This window comes from Lamprobacter sp., from assembly GCF_034860625.1.
In the GTDB taxonomy this organism is placed as follows: Bacteria; Pseudomonadota; Gammaproteobacteria; order Chromatiales; family Chromatiaceae; genus Lamprobacter.
Window position 1 is genome coordinate 1 of record NZ_JAYESN010000454.1, and the last position, 1,714, is coordinate 1,714.

Below are 1,714 nucleotides of genomic sequence, written 5' to 3' on the forward strand. Positions count from 1 at the left end.
CGAGCCGGTAACCGATCTTGCGTAGTTTGATCTTGTAACTCACGTTTCGGGGTTCAATAATCGCGCCCCTATTGAACCAAGTCTTTGTTTAGCAAGTAAAAGCGGCCTCGTGGATGGTAGAATGTCGAGCAGTTGAAACAAGACACCCACCCAAGAAGCCGCTGATGAAGACTCCCACATCCGACGTCTCCTTGCCAAGCTTGACCGCTTCCGTCCTGAACGAGACCCAAACCCTGGCCGATAACCTGTTCGCCGACCTGTGGCGCAGCCTGGGGCTCTCCAGGCTGCTCACCAAGCTTGGCTTTCACAAGCGCAGTGGTCTGGAAGCACCGCGGATCGTCTATCTGCTGTTGATCTGGGTGTGGATTGGGCGCGAGAGTGTCGCGCTGTTCGCCCGTCAATCGCTGCGCAGTTTCGCCGATGCCCACAAGGACGCCCTGTATGATGTGCTGGCCCGCGAAGACCTCAATTGGCGCGCCTTTCATGGGGCGGTTGCGCTCAAGGTCTATCGCGCCGGTCAGTTGAAGCACAGTCCCGTACGCGCCTACGTGTTGGACGATTCCGTGAAAACCCGCCGCGGCAAACGCCTGGAAGGCGTCTCACGGCACTTCGATCATCTCAGTGGGCGCACCGTCAAAGGCCAGCAGGTCCTCACCTTGGGATTGGCCACACAAGAGGCCTTCCTGCCCTTGGATAGCGACCTCTTCATCAGCAACGTCGGCGCGCATCCGCTGAAGGCCGACTTTCGCGATGGCCGCAGCGTCGAGGCGCGCCGCTATGCTGAGGCACGTGATCGCACCAAGCCAGAATTGGCTGCGGACCTGTTGCGCCGCGCGCTGCGTCAGGGCATCGAGGCCGATGTCCTGCTCGCCGATGCTTGGTTTGGCACCAAGCCCATGATCAGCACCGCCCTGGACCTCGACCTCACGGCGATCTTGCGCATGAAGAAAAACGCCATGAAGTACCGCCTGAGGACCTGGAAAGACGGCGAGGCGCACACCGAGTTGCTCGATGCGAACGGTTTGTATCAAACGAGCGTGCGCAAGCACTGGAAGCGCCTCAGCGGCTTGCCCTACCGGTGCCAGTGTTTGGACGTGGAGCTGAGTCTTGAGAGCGACGGCGAGGAGCAGTGGATTCCGGTGCGCCTGCTCTTTGTCCGAGGCGTCAGCCAAGACGCCGACAGTCCTGCAGGGGCAAAATCCTGGGCGCTGTTTCTGAGCACCGACCGCAGCCTCTCCCCGGCGACGATTTTGGAAACCTATGCCTTGCGCTGGAGCATTGAGGTGTACTTCAAGGAGGCCAAGCAATATCTAGGCTTGCTCTGGGAGCAAACCGAGACTTTTGCCTCGCATCTGGCCTCGATCCACTTAACCGCCGTGCGCTATTGCCTGCTGGCGTTCGCTCAGATCCAAGGCGCCGGGACGCGGGTCTGCGATGTGCGCACGGCCGTCGGCGCGCAGCTCAGCGAACTCGATTTCGCCAAACGCCTGTGGGGCTTGTTCCGCGCCTTAATCGCCGAGGCCGTCGATGGACTCCAGGAGACGCTCGGACCGGCCGGTGCGCTGGTGATGAATGCCATCGATGAGCAGGTGCAGCGCTTCTTTGTCCAAGCATTGCAACTTGATGAGTTTACCCTGCGATTAGAAGGCGCGGAGACCGGTTCTATCGAGGCTTGAGCCGGCCAGTATGGCTTTTTTGAACTCCGAAACGTGAG

At 60.0% G+C, this 1,714-nt stretch carries 1 protein-coding gene; it reads left to right on the plus strand.

The genetic code is table 11. The features are described 5' to 3' along the window. The first annotated feature begins 164 nt into the window (after positions 1-164). Complete coding sequence (locus tag VBE63_RS28770) at positions 165-1,676, plus strand: transposase (RefSeq protein ID WP_323686402.1); 1,512 nt, start codon at positions 165-167, stop codon at positions 1,674-1,676. Positions 1,677-1,714: the final 38 nt, after the last annotated feature.

Coding starts and splice junctions, on each gene's coding strand:
- VBE63_RS28770 (WP_323686402.1), top strand. CDS start 165: ATGAAGACTCCCACATCCGACGTCTCCTTGCCAAGCTTGACCGCTTCC.